19 protein-coding genes are annotated in these 23,748 nt (G+C 72.0%); 6 read left to right on the top strand and 13 right to left on the bottom strand.

Features of this window, described 5'->3' with window-relative positions:
* Positions 1–78 precede the first annotated feature (78 nt).
* Positions 79–2,244 carry a glycosyltransferase gene (locus tag NH2_RS30300; protein ID WP_157103670.1) on the top strand — a complete coding sequence of 722 codons (2,166 nt, stop codon included), beginning with the start codon at positions 79–81 and terminating at the stop codon, positions 2,242–2,244.
* A 1-nt stretch (position 2,245) separates the two neighbouring features.
* Here NH2_RS30300 and NH2_RS09725 read toward each other — a convergent pair whose 3' ends face one another.
* Both NH2_RS09725 and NH2_RS09720 read right to left on the bottom strand, forming a co-directional pair.
* The gene (locus NH2_RS09725) at positions 2,246–3,076 is read right to left on the bottom strand and encodes an ABC transporter permease (protein WP_067651452.1); all 831 of its coding nucleotides are present in this window, start codon (positions 3,074–3,076) and stop codon (positions 2,246–2,248) included.
* A complete protein-coding gene (locus NH2_RS09720) occupies positions 3,073–4,038 on the bottom strand; it encodes an ATP-binding cassette domain-containing protein (RefSeq protein ID WP_067651450.1) in 966 nt (321 codons plus the stop codon). Before NH2_RS09720 ends, NH2_RS09725 begins: the two co-directional genes overlap by 4 nt.
* 443 nt (positions 4,039–4,481) lie before the next feature.
* Here NH2_RS09720 and NH2_RS09715 point away from each other — a divergent pair, with 443 nt between their 5' ends.
* Genes NH2_RS09715 through NH2_RS09705 form a run of 3 tightly spaced genes read left to right on the top strand, consistent with a single transcriptional unit; the run spans position 4,482 to position 8,591 of the window.
* Complete coding sequence (locus NH2_RS09715; RefSeq protein ID WP_067651447.1) at positions 4,482–5,900, top strand: condensation domain-containing protein; 1,419 nt, start codon at positions 4,482–4,484, stop codon at positions 5,898–5,900.
* Positions 5,897–7,336, top strand: coding sequence for a condensation domain-containing protein (locus tag NH2_RS09710; RefSeq protein ID WP_067651445.1), 1,440 nt, complete (start codon positions 5,897–5,899; stop codon positions 7,334–7,336). The genes NH2_RS09715 and NH2_RS09710 overlap by 4 nt, the downstream gene beginning before the upstream one ends.
* Positions 7,317–8,591: a condensation domain-containing protein gene (locus NH2_RS09705; protein WP_067651442.1), complete on the top strand. Its 1,275-nt coding sequence runs from the start codon at positions 7,317–7,319 to the stop codon at positions 8,589–8,591. Before NH2_RS09710 ends, NH2_RS09705 begins: the two co-directional genes overlap by 20 nt.
* 134 nt (positions 8,592–8,725) lie before the next feature.
* On the opposite strand, the gene NH2_RS09700 is transcribed toward NH2_RS09705, so the two are convergent.
* Positions 8,726–9,316 carry a TetR/AcrR family transcriptional regulator gene (locus NH2_RS09700; RefSeq protein WP_067651440.1) on the bottom strand — a complete coding sequence of 197 codons (591 nt, stop codon included), beginning with the start codon at positions 9,314–9,316 and terminating at the stop codon, positions 8,726–8,728.
* Positions 9,317–9,481: 165 nt separating this feature from the next.
* On the opposite strand from NH2_RS09700, the gene NH2_RS09695 reads away from it, so the two are divergent.
* Both NH2_RS09695 and NH2_RS09690 read left to right on the top strand, forming a co-directional pair.
* A complete protein-coding gene (locus NH2_RS09695) occupies positions 9,482–11,194 on the top strand; it encodes a phytoene desaturase family protein (protein WP_067651437.1) in 1,713 nt (570 codons plus the stop codon).
* Positions 11,195–11,232: 38 nt separating this feature from the next.
* Positions 11,233–12,915, top strand: coding sequence for an MFS transporter (locus NH2_RS09690; RefSeq protein WP_067652526.1), 1,683 nt, complete (start codon positions 11,233–11,235; stop codon positions 12,913–12,915).
* Between the two features lie 122 nt (positions 12,916–13,037).
* On the opposite strand, the gene NH2_RS09685 is transcribed toward NH2_RS09690, so the two are convergent.
* From NH2_RS09685 to NH2_RS09640, 10 genes are all read right to left on the bottom strand, one after another.
* Complete coding sequence (locus NH2_RS09685) at positions 13,038–13,814, bottom strand: MerR family transcriptional regulator (protein WP_067651435.1); 777 nt, start codon at positions 13,812–13,814, stop codon at positions 13,038–13,040.
* A gap of 41 nt (positions 13,815–13,855) precedes the next feature.
* Positions 13,856–15,388, bottom strand: coding sequence for a flavin-containing monooxygenase (locus NH2_RS09680; RefSeq protein WP_245650490.1), 1,533 nt, complete (start codon positions 15,386–15,388; stop codon positions 13,856–13,858).
* Complete coding sequence (locus NH2_RS09675) at positions 15,385–16,284, bottom strand: reductase (RefSeq protein ID WP_067652522.1); 900 nt, start codon at positions 16,282–16,284, stop codon at positions 15,385–15,387. Before NH2_RS09675 ends, NH2_RS09680 begins: the two co-directional genes overlap by 4 nt.
* A 39-nt stretch (positions 16,285–16,323) precedes the next feature.
* Positions 16,324–17,322, bottom strand: coding sequence for an alpha/beta hydrolase (locus NH2_RS09670; protein ID WP_067651432.1), 999 nt, complete (start codon positions 17,320–17,322; stop codon positions 16,324–16,326).
* A 33-nt stretch (positions 17,323–17,355) separates the two neighbouring features.
* Entirely contained in the window at positions 17,356–18,399 is a 1,044-nt protein-coding gene (locus NH2_RS09665; RefSeq protein ID WP_067651429.1) for a fused (3R)-hydroxyacyl-ACP dehydratase subunits HadA/HadB, read from the bottom strand.
* A gap of 151 nt (positions 18,400–18,550) precedes the next feature.
* On the bottom strand, positions 18,551–19,843 hold the full coding sequence (locus NH2_RS09660) for a DHA2 family efflux MFS transporter permease subunit (RefSeq protein WP_281202024.1): 1,293 nt from the start codon (positions 19,841–19,843) through the stop codon (positions 18,551–18,553).
* A gap of 57 nt (positions 19,844–19,900) precedes the next feature.
* Positions 19,901–20,476, bottom strand: coding sequence for an NADPH-dependent FMN reductase (locus NH2_RS09655; RefSeq protein ID WP_067651426.1), 576 nt, complete (start codon positions 20,474–20,476; stop codon positions 19,901–19,903).
* A gap of 33 nt (positions 20,477–20,509) precedes the next feature.
* Positions 20,510–21,952, bottom strand: coding sequence for an NADP-dependent phosphogluconate dehydrogenase (gnd, locus tag NH2_RS09650; RefSeq protein WP_067651423.1), 1,443 nt, complete (start codon positions 21,950–21,952; stop codon positions 20,510–20,512).
* A gap of 196 nt (positions 21,953–22,148) precedes the next feature.
* The gene (locus tag NH2_RS09645) at positions 22,149–22,808 is read right to left on the bottom strand and encodes an HAD family hydrolase (RefSeq protein ID WP_067651420.1); all 660 of its coding nucleotides are present in this window, start codon (positions 22,806–22,808) and stop codon (positions 22,149–22,151) included.
* A 53-nt stretch (positions 22,809–22,861) separates the two neighbouring features.
* Positions 22,862–23,719, bottom strand: a complete 858-nt coding sequence (locus NH2_RS09640) for an SGNH/GDSL hydrolase family protein (RefSeq protein WP_067651417.1) — start codon at positions 23,717–23,719, stop codon at positions 22,862–22,864.
* Positions 23,720–23,748: the final 29 nt, after the last annotated feature.

The raw sequence follows: 23,748 nt of genomic DNA, 5'->3' as shown, positions 1-23,748 counted from the left end.
CGCCGCGCTCCGCCCTCGGACGGCTGGTTAGGCTGACGATTCTCGCGTCCCGGTTCCGAGGTGCCAGGAGGGCCTTCGATGACTTTCGTTCTCGCGTTCGCCGGGAGCCGGGGCGATGTGCAGCCCGCGGTGGCGCTCGGCACCGCGCTGGCGGCCGCGGGCCACCCGGTGCGGCTCGCGGTGCCGCCCAACCTGGTCGATTTCGGCCGCGCGGCCGGGCTGGACGCGTACCCCGCCGGCGCCGACACCGGCGCGCTGCTCGGCTCGGAACTCGTCGCGCGGCAGTTGAAGTCGGCGAATCCGCGAACCCGGCTGCGGGCCGTCGCCGAGCTCACGCTGCGCGACGGCAGGCGCGCCCAGCGCGAGCTGGCCGAGATCGCCGACGGCGCCACCGTGCTGATCGGCGGCAGCGCCGGGCAGGAGCGGGCGCTGAACGTCGCCACCGCGCTCGGCATTCCATACCTTCCGGTCCACTACTGTCCGCTGCGCCGCAACGGGGTGGCGTCGCTGCTGCCCGCACCCGGGCTGCCCGCCGCGGTGCACCGGGCGAGCTGGACGGGGTTGGAACAGCTGCTCTGGCTGGGTATTCGCGGGGCCGAGCGGACGCTCGCGGCCGATCTCGGGCTGCCGGCGCCGGTCGGCCCGGCCGCGCGCCGGATCGCGCGCACCGGGGTCCCGGAGATCCAGGCCTACGACCCGCTGCTCTTTCCCGGGCTCGCGGCGGAGTGGGGTGCGGCCCGGCCGCTCATCGGTTTCCTCGGCCTCGCGCCCGCGACCCGCGCGCTCCTCGACCCGGCACCCGCCGACGACGGGCTCGACGCCTGGCTCGCCGCCGGGCCTCCGCCGCTCTACGTCGGCTTCGGCAGCATGAAGGTCGCCGACCCGGCGCAGCTGGCCCGCGCGCTGGCCCTGGTGACGGAGCGGCTCGGCCTGCGGGTGCTGGTGGTCGCCGGCTGGGGCGGGCTCGACTCCGCCGAGTTCGCGGCGCACGGCGACCGGATCCGGGTGGTGCGCAGCGTCGACCACGCCGCGGTGCTGCCGCGCTGCGTCGCGCTGGTGCATCACGGCGGAGCCGGGACGGTGGCGGCCGGGCTGCGCGCCGGACGTCCGGCGCTGATCTGCTGGCACGGCGCCGACCAGCCGCTGTGGGGCCGCAGGCTGCGCGCGCTCGGCGCGGGGACGGCGGTCCCGGTCGCCGGGCTGACGGTGGAGCGGCTACAGTCCGCGCTCGTCGATGTGCTGCGCCCGGAGCGCGCGGCGGCGGCGGCGCGCGCGGCGGCGGCGCTGGTCCCGCCCGCGGCGGCGGCGGAACGGGCGGTGCGGATCGCCGAACGGGTGGCCGAGGTGGCCACCCGCCGATCGAGAGGGGATGCGGTGCAGGCGGGCACGTTGTCGGTGGTCGTACCGGCGTACAACGAGGAGGAGGTGATCGGCGAATGCCTCGACCGGCTCACCGGCCAGCTCGGGGCGATCACCGAGATCGTGGTGGTCGACAACAACTCCACCGACAAGACCGCCGATATCGTGCGCGGCTACGCCGAGCGCTTCCCGCAGGTCGTGCTGGTGCGCGAGGAGCGGCAGGGGCTGGTGCACGCGCGCAACCGCGGGCTGGACGCCGCCACCGGTGCGCTGCTCGCCCGGATCGACGCCGACACCAGGATTCCGGAGCACTGGGCCGCCACCGTGGTGGAGTTCTTCGAAGCCGACACCACCGGTCACTGGGCCGCGGCCTGCGGACGCGGCGAGGCGTACGGCCTGCCCTACGGCGACCGGCTCGGCCGGGCCAAGAAGCGGCTGCGCGAGCGCGACCCGGACGGCGTGAGGCAGGTGCCGGTCCTCTACGGCTCGAACATGATCCTGCGCGCCGAGACCTGGGGCGCCATCCGGGAATCGGTCGCCATGCGCCGTGACGTCTTCGAGGATGTCGACATGGGGCTCTGCGTCACCGAGATCGGCGGCCGCAATGCCTTCCTGAACAACCTGACCGTCGGCGTGGCGCCGCGCCGGATGGAGACCGGGATCCCGGCCTTCGTCCGGTACATGGCCTGCCTGCCGCGCACCCTGCTGCTGCACCGGCGCTGGGGGCTGGCGGCCGGCGCGGCGCTCGTCTACGTCCCGTCCATCGTGGTCCTGCACGCGGCGCGGCTGCTGCTCATCCGGGCCTACGACCGCCGCACCGGCACCTACGGGCTGCGGAACCTGCTCCGCAGTGCCGAGAACAACGCTGACCGGCCCGCCCCCTGACTCACGCCTTGCGCATGTAGACCCGCACGGTGAGCGGGGCCATCACCGCGAGCACCAGCACGGCGCCGAGCAGCGAGGTCGCGATCTCGGTGCTCGCCCGGCCGGTGTCGGCGAGCGTGCGCACCGCCGAGACCAGGTGCGAGACCGGGTTCACGTGCGCGAAGGCCTGCATCCAGCCCGGCATGGTGTCCACCGGCACCAGCGCGTTGGAGACGAAGGTCAGCGGCATCAGCACCAGCATCGAGACGCCCTGCACCGTCGACGGCTTGTCCATGAGCACGCCCATCAGCGCGAAGATCCAGCTCAGCGCGAAGGCCACCACCATCACCAGCAGGCAGGCCACCAGCAGCCCGGCCAGGCTGGCCGGGCGGTACCCCATCACCAGCCCCACCGAGACGGTCATGACCGCGGCCACCGCGTACCGCACCATGTCGGCGAGCAGCGACCCGGCCAGCGGCGCGATCCGGGCGATCGGCAGCGACCGGAAGCGGTCGAAGACGCCCTTGTTCATGTCCTCGCGCAGCTTGACCCCGGTGCCCACCGAGGCCGCCACCGCCACCTGCACCAGCACGCCGGGGATCAGCGTCGGCAGGTAGCCGGTCACGGTCCCGGCGATGGCGCCGCCGAAGATGCTGGAGAACATGACCGCGAAGACCACCGGCAGCGCGATGACGTCGAAGAGCTCCTGCGGGTTGTGCCGGATCTTGAGCAGCCCGCGGCGCGCCATGACCAGCGCGTGGTCGACCGAGGCGCGCAGCGAGATGCGGGTGGGGACCGCGGGCCTCGCCTGCGTGCTCGCGATGCTCGCCGGCGCGAGCGGCGCGGCGGTCACACCGGCTCCGCGACGGCAGGGCGCCTGCTGCCGGTGATGGCGAAGAACACCTCGTCCAGGCTGGGCTTGGCCAGCGCCACCTCCAGCACCTCGACATCGCTGTCGCGCAGCGCGATCAGCAGCTCCGGCAGCCGGGCATTGTTCATGGCGGGCACCGCAAGCCTGCCATCGCCCGCGGAGACCGCGGTGGTGTCGCCGAGGAAGCGGTGCACCACGCCGATGGCGACGGTGAGGTCGGGGTCGGGCACCCGCAGCGTCAGGGTGGCGGTGCCGATTCCGGCCTTGAGCTCGTCGGCGGTGCCGTCGGCGACCAGCCTGCCGTGGTCGATCACCACGATCCGGTCGGCGAGTTCATCGGCCTCGTCCAGATACTGCGTCGTCAGCAAGACGGTGGTTCCCTCTCGTACCAGATCGCGGACGGTCTGCCACATCTGCGCGCGGGTTCGGGGATCGAGTCCGGTTGTCGGCTCGTCCAGGAAGAGCAGCGGCGGCCGGGCCACCAGGCTGGCGGCCAGGTCGAGGCGGCGCCGCATGCCGCCCGAGAAGTGCTTGAGCGCGCGGTTTCCCGCCTCGGCCAGCCCGAATTCATCGAGCAGGTCGTCGGCGCGGAGCTGGGCCGCACGGCCGGTGCGGCCGAGCAGCCTGCCGAAGATGGTGAGGTTCTCCCGCGCGGTGAGATCCTCGTCGACCGAGGCGTACTGCCCGGTCAGCCCGATCAGCGCGCGCACCGCGGTGGCCTCGCGCACCACGTCGTAGCCGAAGACCGTGGCGCGGCCGGAATCCGGACGCAGCAGCGTCGCGATCATCCGGACCATGGTGGTCTTGCCTGCGCCGTTGGGTCCGAGCACCGCACAGACACTTCCGGCCGGGACCGTCAGGTCGATACCGTCCACGGCCCGGAAAGCGCCGAAAGATTTGGACAGCCCCGTTGTTTCGATAGCGGGAACCGGGTCCCCGGACATGTCTACCCCCTGCTCGCTCGAGTCGCGGAATAAAAGTACTTCATTGCTCGAAATAGCTCGCGACACTGCGAACCGCTGCGCCAGCATATGATCCGCAACGGGCTGGAGCAATGTGATGAGCAATCCGTGATTCGATACGCTCCTGGTGCCGGATGGGTGAAACCGCAAGTTCACACAAAAGAAATTTTCGAACCGTCGCAGATAGCCACTTCCCGCCGCTTCAAAACGCCTACCAGGCAGTATGTCCGAAAATATTGATGGTGACGAAGGCCACTCAGGGTCGGTGAGAAGGTTCCGGGGTGGTCGTCCTACTCTGACAACGGTGTGCGGATCATGTGCCGGCACAGGGGCCGCGAAGTAGCGATTTTCGAAACACAGGCTTTTTACGTACATTCTCGTCGTTGTCAGCTTGCGGTCAGCAAAATGAATGGGGCGCCTTCCAGATGGAATTCACAGAGCTTGCCGACTACCCGCTGCCCGCGGGCACCCTCACCGAATGGGTGCCCGTGACACCGGGGGATCCGTGGCGTCCGGACGACCGGCCGCTGAGCTGGATCCACGAGGAGCACTGCGCCCGAAGACAGGCCGATTCCGGGCCGGGTTCCTGGCTCGGCACCATCTTCGAGATCCCGGACCGCTACGACGAGCCGGCACTGCGGGAAACGCTGCGGCGCTGGATCGCCCGGCACGAGACCTTCCACACCACGGTGCGCCCCGGCGGCGCCGACGACCCGCGCTGGAACCGGCTCAGCTGCCGCGCCGACGAGATCGACGTCGAGCCGCGCCTGGTCGGCGCGCTGCGCACCGGAACCCGCGTGTACCAGCACATCACCGACTTCTTCGAGGCCAGGCTGGCGCCGACGCGGTGGCCGCACTGCCTGCTCGCCACCGTCACCGATCCGCTGCCCGCCCGCGCCGGCGACGGCTTCCTGCTGGTCTTCGGCGCCGACCACTCGGTTATGGACGCGTACTCGATGATGCTGGCCATCAGCGAGATCCAGCGGCTCTACCGCGAGGTGCGCACCGGCGAGCCCGCCGTGCTGCCCGAGGTGAGCAGCTGCGTGGACTACGGCGGCGTCGAGCGCGGCTACGGCGACGAGCTGACCACCGCGCACCCCGCCGTGCGCGGCTGGCAGGAGTTCCTCGGCCGCTGCGGCGATCGCTTCCCCGGCTTCCCGCTCGATATCGTCTCGCCGCGCAGGCCGACGCCGGGCAGGCACCAGAGCGGGCTCTCGGCCTGGTCGCTCACGGCCGAGCGGGCCGCCGCGTTCGAGCAGCGCTGCCGGGCAGCGGGCCACTCGGTGCAGACCGGCGTGCTCGCCACCGTCGCGGAGGCCACCCGCACCCTCGCGGGCACCGACACCCTGGATTTCGCCATGCCCATGCACACCAGGCAGCAGCCCGGCGACGTGCACGCCATGGGCTGGTACGTCGGGCTGGCGCCGGTGCGGATCGAGAGCGAGGGCGCCGACGGCTTCGACGCGGTCATGGACCGCACCGCCGCCGCCGTGCGTGCCGCCCGCCCGCTGGCCCGCTACCCGTACCCGCGGGTCGCGCACCTGCTCGGGAATGCCTCGGTGCCGCGCTTCGTCGTCTCCTACCTGGACGTGCGCGCCGTGCCGGACTCCGCCGAGTGGCGCCGCTGGGCGGTGCGCCCGCTGCGCAGCGGCGAGACCTCCGACGACGAGGTGTACTTCTGGATCGCGCGCTCGCCGGACGGGCTGGCCATCTCCGCCCGCTTCCCGAGTAACGAGGTCGCGGCCGCCAACGTGCACCGCTTCATCAATGCCGTCTCCCAGCTGCTCGGCGCCGTCGCCACGACGGGCGAGCTGCCGGTCTCCGCGCTGGCGGTGCACGGGTGATCATCACCGCACTGGCCAACTGGAATCCGCCCGCCGGCACCGTGCTCGAGTGGCATCCGGCCGGGGCCGCACCGGCGGGCGAGGCCGATCCCGGCCGCGCCTCGTTCCTGCAGGAGAACCATGTGCGCGGGGTGGCGGCGGGGCAGCTGGCGGGCCGCGAGCACCACGCGTACCTGGCCACCGCCACCGAGGTGAAGGGCGAGCTGGACGCCGCCGCCATGAGCCGGGCCGTCGAGCGCTTCACCCGGCGGCACGAGGGGCTGCGCACCTGGCTCGAGGTGGCGAACGGCGCGGTCACCCGGTGGCGGGTGCCCGCGGACGCGGTCGCCTTCGAGGCGCGGGAGCTCGGCGCGACCGCGGGCGGGGCGGCGTTCCGCGGGTACGCGCTGGAACGGTTCTCCCGCGAGGCGATCGTCACCGCGTACCCCGGCTTCGTGGTCGGCGCGGTGCGCAGGCCGGGGTCGTTCACCCTGTACTACGGCTGCGATCACGCGCTGAGCGACGGGGTCTCGCAGGCGCTGGTGCTGCCCGAGCTGCTGGAGCTGTACCGGGCCGAGGCCACCGGCGCCGCGCTCGGCCCCTTCACCAGCATCCCGGCCGGTGGCTTTCCGGAATATGCCGCGGCCGAGCACGCGCTGGCCGCGGAGTTCGGGCCGGAGAGCCCGGAGATCGCCGAGTGGCTGGAGATCGTCGAGCGCAACAATGGCGAGCTGCCCACCTGCCCGGTCGAGCTCGGGCTCGCGCCGGGGGAGACCGCGCCCATGCGGCCCATCGAGTTCGACCTGCTCGACGCCGACGGCACCGCCGCCTTCGACGCCGTGTGCAAGGACGAGGGCGTCCGGTTCATCGCCGGCGTGCTCGCCGCGGTGGCCGTGGCCGACCTGGAGATCGCGGGCGAGCCGGACTACTACGGCATGATCGTCACCAGCACCAGGGACCGTGGCGACTACCTGCTGTCGCAGGGCTGGTTCTGCAACTTCGCCCCGGTCGCCTTCCCGGTGCGCTCCGCGGGCACCTTCCGTGCACTGCTGGCGCAGGCGCACGCGGGCTACGAGCGCGCGCTGCGGCTCGCGGCGGCGCCGGTGCAGTCGGTGATCACCGCGCTGCTGATGGCAGGCGCCGACCCGGCGAAGGTGGCGGCGAGCCCGAACATGCTCTCCTACATCGACTTCCGCCGCTTCCCCGGTGCAGGCACCCCGGAGTACGAGCACGGCCTGCTCTTCACCGGCGAGGGCGCCACCGGCAATGCCTCGCTCTGGATCAACCGCGACCGGCGCCACCTCTACCTGGGCTGCCAGAGCCCGGGCACCCCGGCCGCCCAGGCGGCGCTCGCGCCGTACCACGCGCGGCTGCGCGAGGTCTTCGCCGAGGTGGCGCGGGACGGTGATCGCGCGATCTGCCCGCGGGAGGTGATCGGTGCGGGTCACCACCGCTGACCGCTTCGCCCCCGCGCCCGGCACCTTCGTCGAGTACCGCCCGGAGTCCGGGCCCGGCGAACCCTCACCGATTCCGCCATCCTTCAACCAGGCGGTGCACCTGGCCGGCGGGGGAAACATCTGGCTCGCCGCGGTTTTCGACGTGCCCGGGCCGGTCGACCACGAGCGGCTGGCCGCCGCCTACCTGGCGCTGATCGCCAGACACGGCACCCTGCGCAGCTCCTTCGCACCGGGCCCGGTGCGGCTGCGGCACCCGGTGCCCGCGGTGCTGCACCGGCTGCCCGGGGTGCCGGTGGCGGCGCTGCCAGGCCTGCTGGACGAGCGCTGCGGCGCCTTCGGGCACCCGTCGTACCTACTCGGCGTGATCGACCGCCCGGACGTGGCCACGGTGCTCTGCGCCTTCGACCACGCGCACGTGGACGGCTACTCCATCGCGCTGGTCATCGACGACCTGCGGCGCCTCTACGACGGCGAAACCCTCACGCCCACCGGCGATTTCCTCGACCACTGCGCCGAGCAGGCACTGCTGGAGGTGGCGCCGGACGACCCGCGGCTGCGCGGCTGGCGCGCCTTCTTCGGCTCCGGCGGCGCCCGCCCGCCGGAGTTCCCGCTCGATCTCGGCGTCGCGCCGGGCGAGACCGCACCGCAGGCCGTCGAGCTGCGCACGCTGCTCGACGGGCCCGGCGCCGACGCCTTCGACGAATGGTGCCGCGAACTCGGCGCCCGCCCCTTCGCCGGTGCGCTCGCCGCGCTGGCGCACGCCACCCATCTCGGCGGCGGCCCGGACCGGCTGCGCCTGGTCTTCCCCATGCACACCAGGCACGACGAGCGCTGGCGCGCCGCGCTCGGCTGGTTCACCACCAATGTCCCGGTCGAGATCCCGGCCCTGCCGGACCCCGCCGCGGCCACCCGCACGTCGTCCGCCGCCGTGCGCGCCGCCATTCCGCTCGGCACGCTGCCGCTCGGCGCGGTGCTCCCGCACCTCGGCGGGCTCGCCCTGCGCCGCGGCGACATCTTCATGGTCTCCTGGATCGACTACCGCACGCTGCCCGGCGCCGACGCCATCGGCGCCAGGCACATCTCGGCGGCCGGCCGCGCCGACGACGCCCAGTTCTGGTTCTCCCGCACCGATTCCGGGCTCGCCCTGCGCATCAGGTACCCGGACACCGGCACCGCCCGCGCCACCGTCGCCCGCCTCACCGACGACCTCGCCCGCGCGCTCACCGAGCGGTCGCGGCTGCTCACCCGCACCTGATCGAATCCGGCTCGCCGACAGAGCGACTCGGCAGGGCCGTCGAGCGGCGCGGTCATGACGCGCTCGCCGCGGGCATCGGGGGTGGAGTCGGCGCACCCGGTAGCCGCGCCCGCTCCGTTACCCGCTGACCTGCCTCAGCGGGCCGCCTCGGGCGTGGGTGCGGTGAGCCCGGCGATGAGCTGGGTCAAGGCGGGGCGCAGTTGGTCCAGGGGTGCGGTGGTCCGGGCGGTGCGGGCCTGGGCGATGGCGCCTTCGATGGAGCTGATGGCGGTGCTGGCGATGGAACGGGCCAGGACGGGCTCGGCGCCGGTGGCCTGCAGGGCAGCGGCGATCTTGTCGGTCCAGCCGAGGAAGACCTCCGCGGCGGCGGCCTGGATGCCGGGTTCGGTGGGCCCGGCCTGCGCGGCGGCGAGGATCGGGCACCCCATGGCGAAGTCACTGCCGGTGAGGATCTGCTCCCAGTAGCCGATCATCCCCTCGACCGCCGCGGCCGGATCCCCCGCGCCGAGCAGGGAGTCGAGCAGATCGTCGATCGTGCGTCCCGCCGCGCGGGTGGCCTGTTCCATCAGGTCGCTCTTGCCGCCGGGAAAGTGCTGGTAGATCGAGCCGCGAGCGGTGCGGCTGTGGGTGAGCAGCTCGGCCAGGCCGGTGGCGTGCACGCCGCGCCGGCACATGAGGGTGATCGCGCTCAGCAGCAGCCGTTCGCGCGGTCCGTGCGTGGTCACCGAGAGACTCCCTTCCGACCTCGATGATAGACCAACCGGTCCATGATGATGTAACGTCCGGTACCACCAACGTGTAGACCATCTGGTCTATGTCGGTGTTGCCGCGGCGGGAGCGGCGTGCAGCAGCCGGTGACCAGGGTCTGCGGACGAGAGGAAGGCAGCGTGATGAGCGACTGGGATGCCATCGTGATCGGCTCGGGGATGGGGGGAATGACCGCGGCGGCGTATCTGGCGGCCAACGGGCGGCGCACGGTGGTGCTGGAGCAGGGCGAGGTGCTCGGCGGGTGTACGCACGTCTTCCGCCGCAGGGGCTACGAGTTCGAGGTGGGGGTGCACTACCTCGGCGACTGCGGCCGCCCGGAGGGCAACATCCCCTCGATCCTGGCCGGGGTGGGCGCGGGTGCGCGGGTCGATTTCCGTGAGCTCGACCCCGACGGGTTCGACGTGCTGGACTACCCCTCGGTGCGGTTCGCGGTGCCGCGCGGCTGGGACGCCTACGAAGCGAGGCTGGTCGAGACCTTTCCGCGCGACGCCGCGGCACTGCGGCGGTACCTGCGGGTGATCCGGCGCATCGCCGACGCGATGGATCGGGCGCTGACTCCGTCCTCGCCGCGGGCCATGGCGGAGATGGCGCTACGCGCGGGGTGGGCGGCGCCGCTGGCCCTGATCCCGCTGACCAGGTTGTTCGATCTGTGCCGGGTGGGGCCGGAGCCGCGGCCGGTGCTGGCAGGCCAGACCCCGGCCTACGCCGCCCCGGCCTCGCGCGCGCCGGTGATCGTGCAGGCGGGGTACCTGAAGAACTACGTCGAGGGCGGCGCCTACTACCCGGTCGGAGGCGGGCAGGTGCTCTCGGCGAGCCTGGCCGAGGTGGTGCGCGCCAACGGCGGCGACTACCGCCTCGGTGCGCGGGTGGCACGGATCCTGGTCGAGCACAATCGGGTGACCGGGGTGACACTGGCAGGCGGGGAACGGATCGCCGCCCCCGTCGTCGTCTCGAACGCCGACCTGAAACGCACCTACCTGGAGATGCTCGAGCCCGAGGTGGTCCCCGCGCGCACCAGGCGCCGGGTCGCAGGCTACCGCATGGCCTGGCCGCTGTTCATCGTGTATCTGGGCGTGGACACCGATCTGTCGGCGCTCGGGTCGGGCCAGATCTGGAAGTTCCGCTCCGACGCCGATTTCGGGGCCGCGCAGGAGGCGATCTCCTGGGCGGGCGCCGGTCGCGACCGGGAGCGCTGGCTGGCGGCGCTGCGCGAGCACGCGGGAGCGATGATCCACATCGCCACCAACAAGGATCCGGGGACCGCGCTGGCACCGGCCGGGCACTCGGTGATCGAGATCATGACCTACCTTCCGCCCGACCACGACCTGTGGGGCCTGTCCGGGGCAGGCCCGGTGGGCGGGGAGTCCTACCGCCGCAACCCCCGCTACGTCACGCTCAAGGACGCGGTCACCGAGATCCTGATCGACCTGGCCGCCGAGGCGATCCCGGAGCTGCGCGAGCACATCGTCTGGCACGAGGCCGGAACCCCGATCACCCAGCAGCGCTACACCCACTCCACCGCGGGCGGCTCCTACGGCATCGAGATGAACGTCGCCCAGATCGGGCCGCTGCGCCCGCGCCCGGCCACCGCGATCACCGGGCTGTTCCTGGCAGGCGCCAGCACCTCCTGGGGGCCGGGGGTCGAGGGCGTGATGCTCTCCGGCGTCGGCGCCGCAGCCGCCGTGCTGGACCGGGACCTGTTCACCGAGATCCGCGCAGGCGCGGTATTCGGCAACGCCGACCAGCTCGCGGGCCACGACGCCGGCTGGGACCCGCTCGCCGTGGCCACCGACGTCGCCGCCCTGCGCGGCGGGCAGATCCGCGCCACCCGATGAGCGACACCCGCAACCCGAGAAACAGGCAGGACATGCCCATGCGTACCGAGACCATCGACCGGAACACCGCTGCGCCGCTCGGCCGCGGGCGGCGCATCGCCGCGGTGATCGTGATCTGCCTGGCCGAGTTGCTCGTGGTACTCGACAACACCATCGTCAACGTGGCGCTGCCCTCGATCGGCGTCCAGACCGGCGCCACCATGAGCGGGCTGCAGTGGATCGTCGACGCCTACACGCTGACCTTCGCCGGGCTGCTGCTCGCCTTCGGCCACCTCGGTGACCGTCACGGCCGCCGCCGCGCCATGGTCATCGGTCTGGCGGGTATCGCGGTCATGTCACTCGGCGGCGCCCTCGCCACCGGCCTCGGCCAGCTCGTCGCCGCCCGCGCCGCCATGGGCATCTGCGCGGCCGCGGTCTTCCCCGCCACCCTCGCCCTGATCATCAACCTGCTGCCGCGCGGCCGCGAACGCGCCGCCGGCATCGCCGCCTGGACCGCCATGGCCGGGTTCGCCATCGCCATCGGCCCCACCGCAGGCGGCTGGCTGCTGGAGACCTTCACCTGGCACGCGGTCTTCTGGATCAACGTCCCCGCCGCGCTCGCCGTCGCGGCCGCCGCGCTCGCGCTGGTGCCGGAATCCCGCGTGGCCCACAGCGGCCGCCTCGACATCACCGGGATCGCGCTGTCGCTGACCGGAATCACGATCCTGGTCGCGACCATCATCGAAGCACCCCGCTACGGCTGGACCGCACCGATCACCCTCACCGGTTACACCGTGGCCGCCCTCGTCCTCGCCGCCTTCGTGTGGTGGGAAACCCGCGTCACCGCACCGGTTCTCGACATCCGGCTCTTCACCATCCGCCGCTTCTCGTTGCCCGCGCTCGCCATCGCGGTGGCCTACTTCTCGATGTTCGGCTTCCTGTTCATGATCACCCAGTACTTCCAGGCGGTCCGCGAATACAGCCCGCTCGAATTCGGCATCCACTCGCTGCCCTTCGCCGCCGCCGTCGCACTCGGCGCACCCGTTGCCACCCTGGCCGCGCAACGCCTCGGCGCCACCGCCGTCATCGTCACCGGGCTGCTGGTCCTCGCCGCGGGCATGTACATCGCCGGACAGGTCACCGTCGACTCGCCCTATCTCGGCGCCGTTCTCGTCTCCATGGTCGTCATGGGTCTCGGGCTCGCTGTCGTCCAGGGCCCGGCCACCGACTCGATCATGGCCTCGGTCCCCGAAGACCAGGCAGGCGCAGGCTCCGCGGTCAACGACACCACCCGCGAACTCGGCGGCACCCTCGGCGTCGCGATCCTCGGCTCCATCCTCGGCTCGGTCTACACCGGCCGGATCGGCCCCCGCATCGATGCCGTCCCCGACGCGCTCATGAATACGGCCCAGAAGGACATCGCCCGCCACACCGGGCTTGCCGTGCTGGAGATCAACAAACCCGAGGTCGCTCCGCTCTTCGCCACGCAGAAGGCAGAACTCGTGCGCGCCATGAAGATCGCCAGCATGGACGGCTTCCACACCGCCTCCTGGGTCACCGTCACCGCCGTCACCCTCACCGCTGTCGTCGTCGCAGCTCTCATGCCGTGGAAACCCGCCGCCACCGCACTCCTGGCCTGGCAGCGCACCCCGCCCCGGCACGACGACGCCGACCCCGGCCCGGCAGATCTGGCTGCCCGACCGGCATCCCCGCCTGCCGCCGCGCGTGCCTGGCATCCCTGAGTGCGAAACCGAGCAGATTCGACCCCCGCCGGCTCCGTAAATCGCCTGCCCCGCGGATCATCACCGGCCAGCGACTTTCGCACCGTTCGCATCAGGGCAGTCTCCCGCCCCGGCCCGCCCTGTCACTCGATATTCACGCGCCCGACCCGGCTCCCCGCCGCCACTTCCAGATACGCCCCCAGCTCCGCGCGCAACACCTGCTCCAGCGCCTGCGCGAAGGTGCTCTGCACGACGCTCATCCCCAGCTCGCGCAGGTGCTCGAGCAGCGCGGTGGTGGCGGCGATCTCGGCCTTGGACTCGGGCAGCCAGCCGCGCCCGTGCTGGGCGACGATCTGCTCCTCCGCGGTGGTGATCATGAGCCGGGCGATCTCCTCGACCTTCGGCATCATGGCGGCGAAGACGTCGATGAGGCGGTGCAGGTCGAAGCCGTAGCCGTGCAGGGCGGCGAAGGTCTCCAGCAGCTCGGGGCGGGTGAACTCGACCGAGTCGTCATCGAGCCGGGCGAGGCCGAGTTCGCAGAGCCGCTCCAGATCGTGGTCGGCGACCGGCCGGTCCTCGTCGCCGCCGAGGAAGGCGTGCACGAGTTCGCGCGGCACCGTCACCGGGTCGCCCGCCTTGCCCCAGGTGGCGGTGACGGCGTGCTGCAGCCCGAGGATCTCGGTGAGATCCTTGCCGGTCTCCCAGCTGGTGATGAAGTCGGCGATGTGGCCGGTGGTGAAGCCGCGCTGCAGCAGCGCGTCGATGATCTTGAGCCGGGCCAGGTGCGAGTCGTCGTAGATGAGCGCGCGGCCGCTGCGCCGGGCGGGCGTGGGCAGCAGGCCGCGCTCCTGGTACGCGCGCACATTGCGGGAGGTGGTGCCCGCGGCCCTGGCGAGATCGTCGATGCGGTACTCCGCCATCGCCCGCCGTCCTTCCGTCGCCCCGCTACCCGGCCTCGACCTTAGCCGAACGGCACCGCGATCCCGGGCGCGGCGCGAACCGGCTGCCGCGGGGTGAGCACGTAGTCGTCCAGATCCACGGTCGACAGCTCGCGCACGTACTGGGTGCCGAATCCGGGGTACATGGTGGCGTTGAAGCCGTCGTCGGTCAGGTACCAGCTGCGGCAGCCGGAGTTCCAGGTGGTCGAGGCGAGCCTGCGCTGCAGCCTGGCGTTGTACCGGTCCTGCACCTCGCGGCGCACCTCGAGCCCGCGCAGGTCGCGGCTCAGCAGCACCCCGATGGCCTCGGAGAGGTACTCGAGCTGCGCCTCCATGTAGACCAGCGCGGAGTTGTGCCCCGGCCCGGAGTTCGGCCCGAAGGTGAGGAACAGGTTCGGGTACCCGGCCACCGTGATGCTCTTGTACGCGTAGGCCCCGCCGCTCCACTCGGCCGCCAGTTCGCGGCCGCCGCGCCCGCGCACCGGGATCGGTGTGCCCTGCTTGGAGACCTCGAACCCGGTGGCGAGCACCAGGCAGTCGGCGCGGTGCTCGATCCCCTCGGCGGTGCGGATGCCGCCCGCGTGGATTCCGGCGATCGGCCAGGTGATCAGCTTGCAGTTGGGCCGCTGCAGCGCCGGGTAGTACTCGCTGCTCATGAGCAGCCGCTTGCACCCGGCCCTGAAGTCGGGGGTGAGCTGACGCCGCAGCCACGGGTCGCGCACCTGGCTGCGCAGGTGCGCCCGCGCCACCGTCTCCACCACCCTGGTCAGCGGCGAGTTCCAGACCACGCCGAGCGCCACCGACTCGTGCCCCCAGAACCAGGCCTCCCTGGCCAGCCTTTCGCTCGCGGGGACCTGCCGGTAGAGCTCGCGCAGCAGGGGAGGGGTCCGGTGGTCGAGCCGGGGCAGCACCCAGCCCGGGGTGCGCTGGAAGACCCGCACCGACTCCGCCCTCCGGACCAGCTCCGGCACGATCTGCACCGCGCTGGCTCCGGTGCCGACCACCGCGACCCGCTTGCCGGCGAAGTCGTACTCGTGATCCCAGCGCGCGCTGTGCACCACCTTGCCCTCGAACCGGTCCAGCCCCGGGATGTCCGGGTAGCCCGGCTCGGCCAGCGGACCGGACGCCAGCACCACGCTGCGCGCCCACAGCGCCTGCCGGTCGGCGAGCGACACCTCCCACAGCCCGCTGACCTCGTCCCAGGTGAGCCCGGTGACGGTGTGGGCGAAGCGGATGAGCGGCCGCACCCCGAACTCGTCGGCCATGTGCTCGATGTAGCGCAGGATCTCGGCGCTGCCGGAGTAGGTCCGCGACCAGTCCGGATTGGGCGCGAAGCTGTAGGAGTAGAGCCGGGACGGGATGTCGCAGGCGGCGCCGGGGTACGTGTTGTCCCGCCAGGTGCCGCCGAGCCTGGTATCTCGCTCCAGCACCGCGATATTCGTGGTGCCCTTCTGCCGCAGCCGGATCGCGGCGCCGATGCCGGCGAATCCGGCGCCGATCACCACCGCGTCCAGCGGCGAGCCGCCGCGCCCCGGCAGCGCCGTCACGCCGCTCACGCGACCGGCTCGTAGGTGAGCTCCTGCGACCAGCTGGGCTGCTTGGCGAGGAAGCGCTCCGGGATCCGCGCGGTGATCTTCACCATGGCGTCCGCGAAGAGGTGGTAGGGGTGGCCGCGGTCGATCACCCAGTCGCCGTGCATCTTCACGATCCGGTACATGGGCACCCGGTTCGCCTGCGGCATTCGCTCGCCGACCTGCTTGAACCGGCGCATGGCCGCGTACAGCTTCTCCTCGTCGACGCCCATGGCGACGATGTTGTCGCGCATCTTGTTGAGCAGCGGCACGTAGCTGAGCACCCCGACGATGAACGATGGCTTGACCCAGCCGCCGACCAGGTCGATGGCGAGCTTGCGCGCGCCGGAGTGCCCGAGCAGCTCCATGACCGCGTAGTCGGTCGCGAGGTGCCGTGATTCGTCGGCATTGATCTTCTTGAAGACCTCCTGCGCCACCGGGTCCTCGATCTCGTCGGTGACGAACTTGATCAGCGCGCCGTCCAGCGCCACCTCCAGCATGGGGATGACGGTGCCGAGGAAGGAGAGCGACATCTCGTCGGCGTGTTTGTCCAGGAAGTCGATCACCAGTTTGACGTTGATGTTCGGCTCCGGGATCTCGTCGCCGTCGAGCATGCCCCAGCGCCGCATGAGCGCCAGCTCGGCATTGGCGTGCCGCTGCTCCTCGGCGTGGAAGTAGCGGTAGATCTGCGCGAGCGTGTCGGTGGGCGCCTTGGTGGCCATGGCGGCGAAGCCGCGCGCGCCGACGTTCTCGATCCACATGAGGTCGGCCATGAAGGGCTTGAGCTTGGCATGCAGGGCGGGGTCTATGAGCTCGGCGCCGGGTGCGTCCCAGTCGAACTCGGCCAGCGCCCACTGCTTGGCCTTGATCTTGGCGAGCATGCTGTCGAAGTCCACGACGGTTCTCCTGTCGGTGCGGGGTCAGGCGGGCCTGGCGATGTGGGTGTCGGCCTCGGCCAGGGCGGCGGCGACGAAGGTCGCGGTGTGGTGCAGCGCGGCGGCGGCCTCGGGGACCAGCAGCGGCAGCGCCTGGAACACGTGGATGCGGCCGGGCCACAGCTGCAGTTCGCAGCGCTGCCCGGCGGCGGTGAGCATGCTGTGCAGGTACTCGGCATCGCCCGCCAGCATCTCCTCGGCAGCGGCCTGCACGAAGACCGGCGGCAGCACCGCCCCCTGCCGAGCCGTGAGCCGCAGCCGCGGCGAATCGACCCGCTGCCCCGCGGTGTACAGCGCCACCATGGGGCGCCCGGTGGCCACCGGGGCCATCGGGTCGGGGCGGGCCCGGTCGCGCTCCTCGGCGAGCGCGAAGGTCAGGTCCATGAGCGGCGAGTAGCAGAAGACGCCCGCGGGCTGCGGCGCGGACTGCTCGGCGAGCTGCAGCACCAGGTCGAGCGCGAGGTGGCCGCCCGCCGAGTCGCCGCCCAGCACGAGATCGCCCGGCCGATAACCGGATTCGAGCAGGTAGGAGTAGCCCGCGGCGATGTCGTCGGCGGCGGCGGGGAAGCGGTGCTCCGGCGCGAGCCGGTAGTCCACCACGAAGACCGGGAGCCCGGTCGCCGCGGAGATCCGCGACGCCAGGCCGCGGTGCGTGCGCGCCGAGCAGATGACGTAACCGCTGCCGTGGAGGTAGTAGACCGCCCGCGGCCCGTCGGGGACGCCCGCGGCGCGCACCCACTCCCCGCGCACACCCGGTTCCCGTACCCGCCGCACACCGGTGCCGGGCAGGACCGGGCCGAACGCCGCCATCACCCCGGCGATGATCTGCCTGCCCGCGAAGATCCCGGCGGCATTGAGCGGCAGCGCGCCGTTCAGGTGCCGCAGGCTGCGGGCGGAGAACTCCGCCGCGAGCCTGCTGCGCAGCGATGCGGCCGCGGGGACCGGCCGGGACCGCGATGTCACCGTCGACCGTGGGGTTGTCATGGTCAACAGCATCAGCCCACTATGTGCCATTTGTCAATGGCACATAGTGGAGGGGTGGTCAGCCAGGCGGACCTCGGCGGTGGCGAGGCCGAAGATCTTGCGGCCCGCCGACTTGGCGACGACGACGAGGACGGCCGTCCCGGCCTCGGGGTCGACGGACTTCACGCGCCCGGTGAACTCCACCGTCCCGGCCGCGAGCGCCTCGATGACCGTGTAGTTCGACAGCCGGACGCTGTAGCGGAGCATCGCGCCGGGATCGCCGAGCCAGCCGGTGACGAAGCCCGCGCCCAGCCCCATGGTGAGCATCCCGTGCGCGATCACGTCGGGCAGCCCGGCCAGCGCGGCGATGCCGTCGTGCCAGTGGATGGGGTTCGCGTCGCCGGAGACGCCTGCGTAGTTCACCAGGTCGCCGCGGGTCAGGTGCACGGTGCGGGCGGGGAGTTCGTCCCCGGCTGCGATGTCCGCCAGGCGGATCGCGGTGCGCGGGGTACGGGTGCGCGACTCCGGCGAGAGGCGCCGCTCGGTGGCGGGTTCGGCCGCGGGCTGCTCGTCGGGGGCGGTTCCGGTCGTGCCGAGCCCGGTCATGATGACCCGCTCGATCGTCGCGCCGATGTCGCCCGCGACGTCCTCGCTGGTGAGCCCGACGACGGTGGTGTGCATGACCTGCGCGACCTCGTCCGCCTGATCACTGAACGTATTGGTGATGGTCAGCAGATCCTTGCCGCCGATCCGGCGCACCGAGGCCAGCTCGACGTCGCTGACCAGCCGGTCGCCGGTGCGCACCGGCTTGTGCATCTCGAAGACCTGGTCGGTCTGCACGATCACGTCGTACCCGGCCAGCACGGTCTCCAGCAGCCTGCGGTTGGCGAGCATGGCGACGGTGGAGATGAACGTGGTCGGCGCGACCAGCCCCTGGTAGCCGAGCTCGGCGGCGGCGTCCTCGCTCCAGTGCGCCGGGTGGTAGTCCTGCACCGCCCGCGCGTACTCGCGGATCTTCTCCCGCCCGACCTCGTAGAAGTCGTCCGCGCGGTAGCGATACCCCACCAGCCCGGCCACGTCGAATGCCGCTTCCACCACAGTTTTCCTCCGAGAGCACCGATTTCACGAGTGAACGGACACCCTCTCACATCCCCCGTACCGGTCTACCGGGCAGCAGGCGCACCGCTGGGCAGGTGGCGGGACCGGCCGCGCCCGCGCAGCGCAGGCCGGAACGGCGGATCGGTGTCGGTCACACCGTGTGCCGCGGCAGGAGCAGCGCCGGGATCACGGCCAGCGCCATGAGGACCGGGGCGACCAAATAGGAGTCCTGGAATGCCTGGGCCAGCGTTGGCGCCAGCTCGGCGTGCGCGTCGGGGCCCATGTGGTGCAGCGCCTGCAACCCGCCGTCGACCGGGAGCAGCGCGGCGAGCACAACGGAGGTGACGGCGGTGCCGATGGCGAGCGCGGTGGTGTTGACCATGTTGACGGTGGTGGTGCCGCCCGCCCGCTGCTCCGGGGCGAGGTTGCGGGTGGCGGTGGTGATGGCGGGCATGAGCGTGCCGCCGCCGCCCGCGCCCATGAGCAGCATGGCCGCGCACAGCCCCCAGTAGGAGGCGTCCGCGTCGAGCTGCGCCCGGAAGAGCAGGAAGCCGAGCAGCCCGACCCCGATCGACACCGGCAGGTAGCGCCCCGGCGGCACCCGGTCGATGAGCCGCCCCGCCACCTGCATGGCACCGCCGGACGCCAGCGCGAACGGGATCCCCAGTGCCCCCGCGACCATGGCCGACTCCCCGCGCACCAGCTGGAAGTACAGCGGCAGCAGCAGCATCGAGCCGAAGTACCCGGCCGCGAACAACCCCAGCACCGCAGCGGCCGCCGCCACTGACCGGTTGCGCAGCACCCGCAGGTCGATCAGCGGATCCTCGGCGGTGCACCCGCGGTACCCGAACGCCGCCACCAGCGCCGCCCCGAGAAGCAGCGGCACCAGCACCGCGGCCGAGCCGAAGCCGCCGCGCTCGCCCGCGGCGGTGACGCCGTAGATGAACAGCGCCAGCCCCGGCGACATGAGCGCGAGCCCGAGCACGTCGAGCCGCTTGCGCGGCTCGGGAAGGTCAGCCGGGAAGACCCGGACCGCGAGCAGCACCACCAGCGCGGCCACCGGCACATTCACGAAGAACATCCAGCGCCACGAGACCTCGTCGATCAGGTACCCGCCGAGCACCGGCCCGGCGAGCGGCCCGACCAGGATGGCCAGCCCCAGCGTGCTCATCAACCGGCCCAGCCGCTCGGGGGTGGCCTCGGCGGCGCGCAGCAGGATCGTCATGCCGACCGGCATGAGCAGCACGCCACCCGCGCCCTGCAGCACCCGGAAGGCGATGAGCGAGCCGATGTCCCAGGCCAGCCCGGCAAGCAGCGAGCCGAGCGCGAAGACCAGGACCGCGGCCAGGTAGAGCCGCTTGGCGCCGAACCGCCCGATCGCCCAGGCCGACGCGGGCACCACCGCGCCGAGCGCCAACGCGTAGCCGGTGGCGACCCACTGGATATCGGGTTGCGCTCGACGGCAGCGGATTTCGTGAGGATTTCAGTCATGGGAGCGCCCTCAGCTGCCGTACGGGCGGTGGGCGCGAGCCGTGCGCAGCGCCTCGCCCCACCAGGTGAGCTGGTCGAGCAGGGTACCCGCGGCGGCGTCGGACTCCGGGTCGGCGGCGAGGCTGCCGCCGTCGGCGCGGCCCCACGGATTGTGGAAGCTGACCGTGTCCCGGACGGTGACGGCATGCAGCTCGGCGAAGACGCCGCGCAGGTGCTCGACCGCGCGCAGCCCGCCGGAGACGCCGCCGTAGCTGACGAAGGCGACCGGCTTGGCGCGCCACTCTGCCGAGTGCAGGTCGATCAGGTTCTTGAGGGCGCCGGGGTAGCTGTGGTTGTACTCGGGGGTGACGACGACGAAGGCATCGGCGGCGGCCAGCGCGGCCGCCGCCGGGGCCAGCCGGGGAGCCGGGGCGCCGAAGGCGTGCGGGAGCTCGGTGTCGCCGACGTCGACGACCGCGGGGGAGAGCTCCGGCCGCGCGCGGGCGCGATCGAGAAACCACTCCGCCACGGCAGGGCCGAACCTGCCCGGCCTGGTGCTGCCGACGACGACGGCGATCTGCAATGGTTCGGTCACGGTGGAGTTCATGGCTCCACCGTGACTCCTCAACCATTGTTCAGGTCAAGCGGAGACTTCGCTCCGATCCCCGCTCCACAGGGTGTGGAACTTGCCGTCGGCGTCGGTCCGCTCGTAGGTGTGCGCGCCGAAGAAGTCGCGCTGGCCCTGGGTGAGTGCAGCAGGCAACCTTTCGGCGCGCAGCGCGTCGTAGTAGGAGAGCGAGGAGCCGAAGGCGGGCACCGGGATGCCGAGCTGGATCGCGGTGGCGACCACCCGGCGCCAGCTGTCGATACCGGTCTCGATGGCGTCCCGGAAGTACGGGGCCAGGATGAGGCTGGGCAACTCCGGGTTCTCGTCGTACGCCTCGGTGATCCGGTTCAGGAACCGGGCCCGGATGATGCAGCCGCCCCGCCAGATCCGCGCCAGGTCACCGGGGGTCAGGTTCCAGCCGTACTCCGCGCTGCCCGCGGCGATCTGGTCGAAGCCCTGGGCATAGGCGATCACCTTGGAGGCATACAGCGCACGCCGGATGTCCTCGGTGAAGGTCTCGGCGTCGGTGGGCTTGTCGGCCAGCGTGCCCGAGGCGAGCCCCTGGGCCGCCTTGCGCTGCGCGCGGGAGCCCGAGATGGCACGGGCGAAGACCGCCTCGGCGATCCCGGTCACCGGAATACCCAGGTCGAGGGCGGATTTTACGGTCCAGCGGCCGGTGCCCTTCTGCTCGGCGGCGTCCACGATCACATCGACCAGAGCTTTGCCGGTCTTGGCGTCGACCTGGTTGAGCACCTCGGCGGTGATCTCGACCAGGTAGCTCTCCAGATCCCCGGTGTTCCACTGGGTGAAGACGTCCGCGATCTGCTTGGCGTCGAAGCCGAGCGCGTCGCGGAACAGGTGGTAGGCCTCGCCGATGAGCTGCATGTCGGCGTACTCGATGCCGTTGTGCACCATCTTCACGAAGTGCCCCGACCCGTCCGGGCCGATGTGCGTGCAGCACGGGGTGCCGTCGACCTGCGCGGCGATGGATTCCAGCAGCGGGCCCAGCGATTCGTAGGACTCCGCCGGGCCGCCCGGCATGATCGAGGGGCCGTTCAGAGCCCCCTCCTCGCCGCCGGAGATGCCGGCGCCGACGAAGTTCAGGCCGCGCTCGCGCAGCGCCGCCTCGCGGCGGATGGTGTCGGTGTAGAGGGCATTGCCGCCGTCGATGATGATGTCGCCGGGCTCCATGGCGGCGGCCAGCTCCTCGATCACGGCGTCGGTGGCATCGCCTGCCTTGACCATGATGAGCACCCGGCGCGGCTTCTCCAGCGCGGCGATGAGCTCGGCGATGGTCTCGGTGCGCACGAAATCGCCGTCACCGGAGTGCTCGGCGAGCAGCGCGTCGGTCTTGGCGACGCTGCGGTTGTGCAGCGCGACGGTGTAGCCGTGCCGCGCGAAGTTCCGGGCGATATTGCTGCCCATGACCGCGAGGCCGGTGACCCCGATCTGTGCGCGCGCGGTGGGGTTCGTCATGAACCAGCTCTCCTCGTTCGACGGTGGGTGGTGGCGGCGCAGGCACCGCACACTTCTTCTTACCCTGCGCCGCCACCGGCGGTGTCAGCGGACGGCCGCGCGACCCGGCGGCGCACTCACGCGGGGTGCGGCGCGGAGCGCGGGGTCGCGCCGGCCTCGGCGGCCTCGGCGGTGACGCCCGGCGCCGGCGACCTGATCAGAGCAGTTTTCCGAGGGGGCTCCGCTCGACCTCGCGCAGCAGCTCCGCGACATCGTCGCAGACGAATTCCGCTCCCGCCGTGGTGAGTTCATCGCGGGAGACGCCGCCGCTGAGGACGCCGACCGCGCGCACCCCGATATCGGTGGCGGCCCTGGCGTCCCACACCGTGTCACCGACGAAGACCGCCCGCTCGGCGGGGACGCCGGCGCGCTCGAGGGCGACGCGGACGATGGCCGGGTCGGGTTTGGCGGTCTCCACATCGTCGGCGTCGGTGACGGCGTGCAGGATCGGCTCACTGTCGAGCAGCTCGCGCAGACGAGCCAGTTCGTCGGGTGCGGCGGAGGTGGCGAGGACGATGCGCAGGCCGCGATCGTGCAGGGCGTGCAGGATTTCCCGAGCGCCGGGGAGCAGGGTGAGCTCCCCGGCGGAATCCAGGTAGTAGCGGGTGTGCAGTTCGTCGGCGCGGTCGGCGTCGGCCTCGGGGGCGAGCGTCTCGATCAGGGTGCTGCCGTCCATGCCGATCGCGCGGTGGATGCGCCAGCTCGGCACCACCGCGCCCGCCGCGCGGAAGGCGCGGTGCCAGGCGCGGGTGTGCAGGTAGTTGGAGTCGACGAGGGTTCCGTCGACATCGAACAGCACGGCGGCGGGGTCGGGCACGGCTCCTCCTCGGATCGGGGTGACGCCCGGGTACCCGGGCCGCCGCGCGGGAATCAGCCCCCGAGGGTGGCGAGCACCGTGCTCGCCTGGTGGTTCACGCCCAGCTGGTTCGGGTGGAAGGGCAGGGCGGGGCCGGGCGGCTCGGCGGTGACCGGGATCAGCCCCTCGACCCAGCGCACGCCGGGCGCGCGGCAGGCGTCGTGCCCGACGCTGCCCGCGTAGGTGTTCGCGAACTCCACCCCGGTCTGCCTGGCGACCGCCGCGAGCATGGTGTTGAGCTCGGAGAGCTTCTCCGCGAGCCAGTTCACGTCGGTCGGCGAGATGGGGATGATGGGGTAGCAGGGGTCGCCGACCGCGACGCCGTCGAGGTAGTTCAGCATGACGATCCGAGCCCGCGGCGACCGCGCCTTGATGCCGTCGATGGTCGCGGCGATCGTCGGCTCGGCGGCCTCGATCCGCTGCGTCATCTGGTCCACGCCGTTCACCACGAAGCGGGAGACGCACGGCGAGATCGCCGGGTTCGGGGTGATGCAGGTGCGCACCGTTGCCGCGAGCCCCACGTTGTTGCCGCCGATCAAGATGGTCACCAGGTCGGTGTTCGGCGTGAGCCGGTCGAATTGCGGCGTGTTGTACGACGGGTACTGGTCCTTGCCGAGCGGCTGGTCGGCCGTCATGTCCTCGGTGGTGGCGCCGGCGCAGGCCGCGTCCCGGAAGGTCGGGACGTTCAGCGCCTCGGCCACCTGCCTGGCGAAGTTCTGCGTGCGCTGCAGACAGCCGAGCGGCACGAATTCGGAGTTCAGCAGGGCAGGGTTCAGCGTGGCGCCCGCCGACCACGAGTCACCGAGCGAGACGTACTCGCTGTACCCCGGTGGCTGCGCCGTGGCGAGCGGCGCCGCGGCGCAGGTGAGCAAGGTTCCAGCAAGCGCAGCGACAGCGGTCC

Source organism: Nocardia harenae NBRC 108248 (assembly GCF_001612885.1).
In the GTDB taxonomy this organism is placed as follows: domain Bacteria; phylum Actinomycetota; class Actinomycetes; order Mycobacteriales; family Mycobacteriaceae; genus Nocardia; species Nocardia harenae.
This window is presented reverse-complemented; position numbering and strand designations above follow the sequence as displayed.